The 7,936-nt window shown below is 49.2% G+C and carries 7 protein-coding genes; 4 read left to right on the top strand and 3 right to left on the bottom strand.

The window, feature by feature from the left end; genetic code table 11:
• Nucleotides 1-166 precede the first annotated feature (166 nt).
• The 3 genes from Q0386_RS08725 (at nt 167) to Q0386_RS08715 (ending at nt 1,430) form a co-directional block, all read left to right on the top strand.
• Nucleotides 167-745, top strand: a complete 579-nt coding sequence (locus tag Q0386_RS08725) for an NAD(P)H-dependent oxidoreductase (RefSeq protein ID WP_002948341.1) — start codon at nt 167-169, stop codon at nt 743-745.
• Between the two features lie 131 nt (nt 746-876).
• The gene (locus Q0386_RS08720) at nt 877-1,053 is read left to right on the top strand and encodes a hypothetical protein (RefSeq protein WP_299029882.1); all 177 of its coding nucleotides are present in this window, start codon (nt 877-879) and stop codon (nt 1,051-1,053) included.
• Nucleotides 1,054-1,076: 23 nt separating this feature from the next.
• Nucleotides 1,077-1,430: a hypothetical protein gene (locus tag Q0386_RS08715; protein ID WP_299029880.1), complete on the top strand. Its 354-nt coding sequence runs from the start codon at nt 1,077-1,079 to the stop codon at nt 1,428-1,430.
• Between the two features lie 311 nt (nt 1,431-1,741).
• Here the strand turns inward: Q0386_RS08715 and Q0386_RS08710 are convergent, their stop codons facing one another.
• The 3 genes from Q0386_RS08710 to Q0386_RS08700 are packed head-to-tail and all read right to left on the bottom strand — an operon-like array spanning nt 1,742 to nt 6,579.
• Nucleotides 1,742-3,145 (bottom strand): CAP domain-containing protein, encoded by a 1,404-nt coding sequence (locus tag Q0386_RS08710; RefSeq protein WP_299029878.1) that lies wholly within the window; start codon nt 3,143-3,145, stop codon nt 1,742-1,744.
• Nucleotides 3,146-3,161: 16 nt separating this feature from the next.
• Nucleotides 3,162-4,739, bottom strand: coding sequence for a phosphoenolpyruvate carboxykinase (ATP) (pckA, locus tag Q0386_RS08705; protein ID WP_299029875.1), 1,578 nt, complete (start codon nt 4,737-4,739; stop codon nt 3,162-3,164).
• A 19-nt stretch (nt 4,740-4,758) separates the two neighbouring features.
• On the bottom strand, nt 4,759-6,579 hold the full coding sequence (locus Q0386_RS08700; protein ID WP_299029872.1) for a biotin/lipoyl-containing protein: 1,821 nt from the start codon (nt 6,577-6,579) through the stop codon (nt 4,759-4,761).
• A 109-nt stretch (nt 6,580-6,688) separates the two neighbouring features.
• Between Q0386_RS08700 and Q0386_RS08695 the strand changes: the two genes are divergently transcribed.
• Nucleotides 6,689-7,696 carry a hypothetical protein gene (locus Q0386_RS08695; RefSeq protein ID WP_299029869.1) on the top strand — a complete coding sequence of 336 codons (1,008 nt, stop codon included), beginning with the start codon at nt 6,689-6,691 and terminating at the stop codon, nt 7,694-7,696.
• The last annotated feature ends 240 nt before the right edge of the window (nt 7,697-7,936 follow it).

Genomic DNA, 7,936 nt, shown 5'->3' with positions numbered 1-7,936 from the left:
AACGCCGAGGCGATCGCGGTGCACGGCGATAAATTTGAAATTTTAGGGCGGTAAACTGCGGCGCTAAATTAAAATTTACGCTTGCGTTCGCGCATAAGGCGCAAGGCAGAATTTAAATTTATGCGCGACAAGCCGCTAACGGATAAATTTAATCAAAAGGGTCAAAATGAAAATATTACTGATTAACGGCGGAGCGCCGTTTAACGGCAATGGCGGCAAGCTAAGCAAAACATTGCACGATCTAGCAAAAAGGACGCTAGAGTCGCTAGGACACGAAACGCGCGAAACTACGATACATGAGGGCTACGACCTAGAGGGCGAGGTCGAGAAATTTCTATGGATGGATGCCGTGATCTGGCAGATGCCCGCGTGGTGGATGAGCGAGCCTTGGCTAGTCAAAAAGTACGTAGACGAGGTGTTTATGGGCGGCATAGGCAAGATCGTGGCAAACGACGGACGGCACAGCGCGAGTCCAAACGACGGATACGGCACCGGCGGGCTGATAAAGGGCAAATCGCACATGCTAAGCGTCACATGGAATGCGCCGCTTCAGGCGTTTGACAGGCCCGGAGATTTTTTCGAGGGCGTGGGCGTGGACGGCGTTTATTTACATTTTCATAAAGCCAACGAGTTTTTAGGCACGAAAAGGCTGCCTACATTTATCTGCAACGACGTCGTTAAAAATCCCGACATTGAGCGTTTTACGAGGGATTACGAAGCGCATTTAAGAAAGGTTTTCGGCTAGAGAGCGATAGGCTACCAAGCGATCTTTTTGATGCGGTTTTGGCTAATGAGTAAAGTCGATAGGTTTTTTACTCGAAAGTACGGCGAGGCGTTTAGCGCGTTTTGGATGAAATTTAAGTTTAAGGAGCATTTATGGAGTATTTCAAGCCGTTTTTCGTAAAGATCGGAGAGCGCGCCAGAGATGACGATCGTACGAGTGCGCACGAGCAGATCATCGTGCCGCTACTGCAAAACGCGCTCGCCGCCTACGTCTATAACGGGCGCAAAGATAGTATTGTGGGGCATTCGGTAGCGTTGAGCACCCGCTAAACTTAAGCGAGTTTAGTTTTCTCGTGCGCGAGCGGAGCAAATTTCGCCTCGATCTAGCGCGCGAATGCGTAAACGGCGCCGAGATTTTTTGGAACGCCTGCAGCTTTAGGCGCGGCTCAGTCGTCGTTTTGCTTGAGGGCGAGTTTGATCCGGCGCCTATTTTACGCCGCTGCACCGAGATAAGCATAGACGAAACGCCAAATATGGGTAACAGCCCCGCGGCGACCAAGCTTGCCAAGCGTGCGATGAGCGAGGGGCGGATCGCCGTGCTTTTTAGCGCGTCAAACGGGATAGAGTGGATGGACATCTACGCTCCTGAGGCTGTTCAGGATAAAATTTCAAAGCTTGCGGATGAGATAAACGGGGACGAAATTTAAAATATACGCTTTACGACCTTGCAGGAAAACGAGTCGTCAAATTTAATGACGCAAGCACAACCGTATGTAGCTATAAGCTTTAGACGAGCGGCAGGCGGCAAAAACTCAAACAAAACGCACCATTTAGAAAAAGCTAAATTATCGTGCCTCAAGCATTATCAGATTTAATAAAAGCAATGTCTGTGGGAGGGCAGTCGTCAAATTTGCAGATAAATTTCTTTTGCCTCTTGTGCCGTTAAATTTACAAAGCAAAATTTGCCGCCCAAAGCTCAAATTTGAAGGCCCGATCCGAAAAACAATGCGGCGTAAATTTACCGCCTCATCTTTCTGCCGATTAGCGCAAAAATCACGATCACGCCGGCGATCATCAGCCCAGCCTTGACGTAAAACGCCCTCCTCTCGCGCACGGCTTCAGGCGAGCTGGTTTTGAGCCGCACCTTGACGCTCATGCCGCCCGCGACGATGCTTAGCGTATCGCCAGCCATGCCTTTTAGCTTCACGCTTAGCGTGTTCGTGCCACTTTGCGCGACCGCAGGCGTCATAAAGCCCGAAGCCTTGTAGGAGTAGCGCGTCATGAGGTCGTTGCAGTCTTTGGGGCGGAAAAATATCTCATAGGTCTTATCTGCTTCCACGCCCAGCACGTCGCCGTCGCGCGCATCAAAATACGGATTTTGAGGAGTTTTGGTTTTAAAGCTCCATTTTATCTGCTTTACCTGCGCGCCCGCGCTTTGGGCGCTTTGATTTCGCGCGCCTGCTTGCTCGTAGCTAAAAACCGCCTCATACTGCGCGCCAAAGTCAAAAACCTCGCGCGAAAAAACCGCAAACTGCTTGGACGAAAATTTGGAGTTTATATCGTTGGCGCTCGTGATGACGTGCAAATTCTGGATCTTTCGCCCGTCTTTAAATATCTCGAAATCTTTAAATTTTACCTCGCCAGCATTTGCGTTAAACTCGATACTAACGGGGTTTGCCGTGATCTTGCACTCAGGGAATGGGTCCGGAATCTCGCCGCTAAAATAAGGCGTTACCGCGGTAGCGTCCGGAAATTTGACATAGGGCTTCATTGAGCCCGTGAAGTTATCAAATTTAGCGTCTTTGATTTTTAGATTTTTATCAGCGCAGACATTTGTATAAAACCGCCCCACGCCCGTATCGCTCGCACCCCTAGTGCAAAAGGCGTTAAGCCTAGAGTTGCCCATCTCAAAGACGAAGGCGTTAAATTTGTCCTTGGACGCGAGCGCGTAGCCGACCTCATCGACGCTCAAATTTAAAAAAGCAAACCGGTGATAAATCGCCGAAAATAGCCCGTCCACCGCCTCTTTAAAGTCGCTTTTATAGGCGATATTTTCAAGCACTAGAGTTGATTTGTAGCCTACGGCTAGGGCTCTATCGGCCGGAGTCGCGCCGCTAAATTTCGCCCGTCCCACCACTTCGTCGTGCCCCATATATTCGTTTTGGGCGCTGTACTCGGCGTGATTTTTTGCAGCCTGGCTTAAAATTTGATTTGGTTTTAGACCAGAGAGTCCGGAGCCGCGGCGATATTCGTTTAGATACGCGACCGCGTCTGAATCGGGAACAAAAGAAAACTCGGGCTGCTTGGCGGACTTTAGCGTGGAGCTTTGGCTCTGCCCGCCAAAGATATCGCAACCAGAGAGAAAAAAGGCGCAGGTTAAAAGGCTAAATTTAAGCCCATGTTTTACAGAGTAAATTTTCAACCAGCGCCCTTTAAATTTAAGCCTTAGGGCCGGCTTTTGCGTATTCCACGCCCTCTTTTACGTCCTCGTAGCGTTTAAAATTTGTCTCAAACATGCTCGCTAGCTTATCGCGAGTCGCGACGTATTCGTCCTTGTTTTCCCACGTATTGATAGGATTTAGCAGCTTTGTCTCGACGCCTGCTAGCTCTTTTGGGATCGCTAGGTTAAAAATACCAAAATTTTCAAATTCGCACTTTTTGATACTGCCGTCAAGGATCGCGTTTATGCACGCGCGCGTAGCTTTGATACTCATTCGCTTGCCCACGCCGTAAGCGCCGCCGCTCCAGCCGGTATTTACGAGATAGACGCTAACATTGTGCTTATCGATCTTTTCGCCCAGAAGCTTAGCGTAAACGGTCGGGTGTAGCGGCATAAACGGTTCGCCGAAGCACGCGCTAAAGGTCGCCACAGGCTCGGTGATACCGCGCTCGGTGCCTGCGACTTTGGCTGTATAACCGCTTAGGAAATAATACATCGCCTGCTCTTTGGTTAGCTTTGCGACTGGAGGCAAAACACCGAATGCGTCGGCGGTTAGGAAGATTATATTTTTCGGATGACCGCCCGCAGAGCTTGGCTCGTAGTTGTCGATATGATAGATCGGGTAGCTGACGCGGGTGTTTTCGGTCTTGCTGCCGTCTTTGTAGTCCACGATGCCCGCCTCATCCGCGACCACGTTTTCAAGCAATGCGTCGCGCTTTATCGCGGCGTAAATTTCAGGCTCGCTGCTCGGGTCTAAATTTATGCATTTCGCGTAGCAGCCGCCCTCGAAGTTAAATATCCCCTCATCGTCCCAGCCGTGCTCATCATCGCCTATTAACTTGCGGTTTGGATCGGTCGATAGCGTCGTTTTGCCCGTGCCGCTTAAGCCGAAAAATAGCGCCGTGTCGCCCTGCTTGCCCACGTTTGCCGAGCAGTGCATACTTAGCTTGCCCTCAAGCGGCAGCCAGTAGTTCATCATAGAAAAAATTCCCTTTTTCATCTCGCCGCCATACCACGTGCCGCCGATAACAGCGACGTTTTCCTCGACGTTAAAGATAACGAAAACGTCGGAATGCAGCCCATCGCTCGCGTAATCTTCGTTTTTGCATTTGCACGCGTTATAGACGACGAAATCAGGGCTAAATTTAGCTAGCTCCGCCTCGCTTGGACGGATGAACATATTTTTAACAAAATGCGCCTGCCACGCGACTTCGGTTACAAAGCGAACTGATTTTTTGCTCTTTTCGCTAGCGCCGCAAAATGCGTCCTGGATAAAGATTTCTTTGCCGCTTAGCTGGGCTTTGGCTTTAGCTAAAAGCTTATCGAAAAGCTCTTTTGAGATAGGTTGATTTACCTTGCCCCAGGCGATGTATTTTTGGCTTGGATCTTGCTTTACGAAGTACTTATCCTTTGGGCTGCGACCCGTAAAGATGCCGGTATCGACCATAAAGGTGCCGTTGCTTGATACGCGTCCTTCATTCATCGCTTTTTCAAGCTCGAAAAGCTCGTCGTAGCTTAGGTTGTGGTTGATTTTTTTGATGTCTTTAAGACCTAATTTTTCTATTTCATTTACCATTTTTCTTCCTTATTTTGGATTAAATTTTCGCTAAAATTTGACCGTTTGCCACGGTTTGTCCTTGTTGCACTTCGATAGAGGTTACCAGCCCGTCTTTTGGAGCGTTTACGTCTATTTCCATCTTCATAGCTTCTAGCACGAACATCCTTTGCCCCTTTTTCACGCTATCGCCCACTGCGACTAGGATTTTAAACACGTTTCCAGGAAGCGTGCTTTTTACCGGCTCGCCGCTACCGCCGGTCGTTTTAGCCGGAGAGAGCTCCGGAGGCGGCATGTGCGCTACGCTTGCTGGTTTTACGCTTTTTATCTCGGCTTTGCCGTCAGCATCTGCGACCTCGACGTCAAATTTTTTGCCGTTTACGGTGACGCTGTATTTTTCGTTTATCGGGGTTTTCGCACGAGGGGTCGGTGCGCTCGTTTCGCCCGCGTTTGCAGATTTTTTTCGGATATTTACCTTGCCTTCGCCTTTTAAAAACGCGATGCCTTTTTCTTTGCACGCCGCAGCGATAAAGATATTTTCCTCGCTAGGCTCGATACCCTCTTTTTTGAGTAGCTCACGCGTAAATTTAAGCGACTTGCTCTCGTCTTTGTCCGCGATATCCATGGCATGCTCTTTGGTCGGTTTTAAGCTTAGCTGCTCGCTAGCTAGCTTAACCACGCTCTTATCGGGCTCTACAGGCGTTTTGCCAAAGTAGCCTAGCACCATTTTACCGTAGCCTTCGGCGATCTTTTTCCACGGACCAAACATCACGTTGTTAAACGCCTGTTGGAAATAAAACTGGCTCACCGGCGTCACGCTCGTGCCGTAGCCGCCTTTTTGCACGACTTCGCGCATAGCAAGGATAACTTCTGGAAATTTATCCAAGATATTATTGTCGCGCATCATTTGGGTGTTTGCCGTTAGCGCGCCGCCTGGCATCGGGCTAAACGGGATGAGAGGGCTAACCTGCACGGCTTCTGGCGGCAGGAAATAGTCTTTCAAGCACTCATTTAGTACGCTTTCGTATTTTAAGATTTTCTCCACGTCAAGCCCGCCCAGATCGTAGTTTTTGCCCTTAACGGCATGCAGCATCGTTAGGATATCAGGCTGGCTGGTGCCGCCGCTAACAGGGCTTGCGGCTAGATCTATGCCGTCTGCGCCAGCCTCTAGAGCGGCCATATAGCATGCGACGCTAACGCCTGCGGTTTCGTGAGTGTGGAGTCTGATGTGGGTATTTTGAGGGAGGAGTTTGCGAGCCATTTTGATGGTCTCATATACTTTTTGCGGACTAGAGGTGCCACTGGCGTCCTTGAAACAAACGCTGTGATACGGAATGCCCGCGTCTAAAATTTCACGTAAAATCCGCTCGTAAAACGCCACGTCGTGCGCGCCCGAACAGCCTGCTGGCAGGTCCATCATCGTGACGACTACTTCGTGCTTTAGTCCGTGGTGAGCGATACGCTCGCCAGAAAATTTTAAATTTTCCACGTCGTTTAGCGCGTCGAAGTTTCGTATCGTGGTCGTGCCGTGCTTTTTAAAGAGCTTTGCGTGCAGATCGACTAGCTCGCGGCTGCCCGTATCTAGCGTCACGGTATTTACGCCGCGGCTTAGAGTTTGCAGGTTTGCCTCGGGCCCGACCGTTTCGCGAAATTTATCCATCATCGCAAACGCGTCTTCGTTCAAATAAAAATAAAGGCTCTGAAATCGCGCCCCGCCGCCAAACTCAAAGTGCGTTATACCGGCCTCTTTAGCCGCGCTAACCGCGGGCAAAAAATCAGCCATCGCCACGCGCGCGCCAAAAACCGACTGAAAGCCGTCTCTAAAGGTAGTATCCATAACGTCTATAAATTTTTTCGCCATTTTGCCGCCTTGTCAAATTTCAAAATCGTGCTAATTTTACCTAGTTTTAGATTAAGTGGATATAATAAAATCAAAGCATTATCACAAAAATGTTTAACGAGGGGAGCAAATGCAAGAGCGCACGCTAGAAGAGCTTTATAAAAAGCTAAAAGAATTTGATAGGCTGATGGATAAAGAGGAGTATCTACTTGACGAGATAAGAGACGCCGTAGAGGCGCAGAATTTGGCGTTTGCCGCGCAAATTTGCGACTTTGTTTTAAACGACGAATTTGAAAAATTCGGCGCGTTTTTAAGAACCAGAGCGCTAATGTGGCTCACGGACTATATCGTGCAAAATTTAAAAGAAAACGAGAGCGAATATCCGAATTTTGACGACTTCGTGGACTGCCTGTGGAAATTTAAATGGATCGTCTCGGGCATCGCTCAAAGCTCCATGATAGAAAAAGAGCTCATAGACGAGGTAAACGAGGCGATGCTGTTTTACTACGAGCGCTTGGAGCTCTCGCTGGCTGCCTACTACAAGGCCTTGATGAATCAAAACATCGACATGGGCGATGCCAGAGAGGCAAAGGCAAACTACGAGCTGTGGAAAAAGCTCGCCAAAGACGATATGGCCGACTGCGAGGCGTGCGAGACATCAGGTGAGATCGCGTATTTAAATTTTGCCGGCGAGCACGCAGCGGCGCTGGAGCTTGCCGCGCCGATACTCTCAGGCGAGCTAACCTGCGGCGAAGTGCCTCACACGACCTACGCGCCGATACTTTTTAGCATGATTAAAACAGGCAAGATAGAAGAGGCAAAAGCCCTGCTACCAAAGGCCACGGCGGCGATCGAGTCAAACCCTCGCGTCATAAACATGGTCGCCCCGCTAATCGAGATCGCCGTTAGGCTGGACGAGCGCGAGACGGCGCTAAATTTAGCGCGCAAGCACTCTGCGGCGATCCTTGATGGCAACGACGATCTAAACGACCTGCGATTTTTCATCGCAGTTAGCGCGTTTGGCGACGAGAACGACTACAAGATAGCTCTAGAGATAGCGGGTAAATTTGACGCTAGAAACGGCAATACCTACTACTCTGACTACCTGAACGAATTTTATGCGGAGTTTGGTTTTTAGCTTTTGCGGGTTAAATTTGACGGGTAAATTCGGAGTTAAATTTATAAAATTTGATGCACCGAGACCCGCGCCTTGACGATAGTAAATTTGGCTTGGTTAAAATTTGGCGTTGCGAGTTTGGCTTCCTTGCGTAAAAAACAACCATTTGAGGTTGTTTTTTACTTTATATAAAAAAAGGGGGGGGTGGGGCTTGAATTACGCTCTGCTTTGCAGCTCTCAAAGAGAGTGCAAGCACAAGGC

Origin of the sequence: uncultured Campylobacter sp., assembly GCF_938045625.1 — a bacterium.
Lineage (GTDB): Bacteria > Campylobacterota > Campylobacteria > Campylobacterales > Campylobacteraceae > Campylobacter_A.
This window is presented reverse-complemented; position numbering and strand designations above follow the sequence as displayed.

Coding starts and splice junctions, on each gene's coding strand:
- Q0386_RS08725 (WP_002948341.1), top strand. CDS start 167: ATGAAAATATTACTGATTAACGGCGGAGCGCCGTTTAACGGCAATGGC.
- Q0386_RS08720 (WP_299029882.1), top strand. CDS start 877: ATGGAGTATTTCAAGCCGTTTTTCGTAAAGATCGGAGAGCGCGCCAGA.
- pckA (WP_299029875.1), bottom strand. CDS start 4,739: ATGGTAAATGAAATAGAAAAATTAGGTCTTAAAGACATCAAAAAAATC.
- Q0386_RS08700 (WP_299029872.1), bottom strand. CDS start 6,579: ATGGCGAAAAAATTTATAGACGTTATGGATACTACCTTTAGAGACGGC.
- Q0386_RS08695 (WP_299029869.1), top strand. CDS start 6,689: ATGCAAGAGCGCACGCTAGAAGAGCTTTATAAAAAGCTAAAAGAATTT.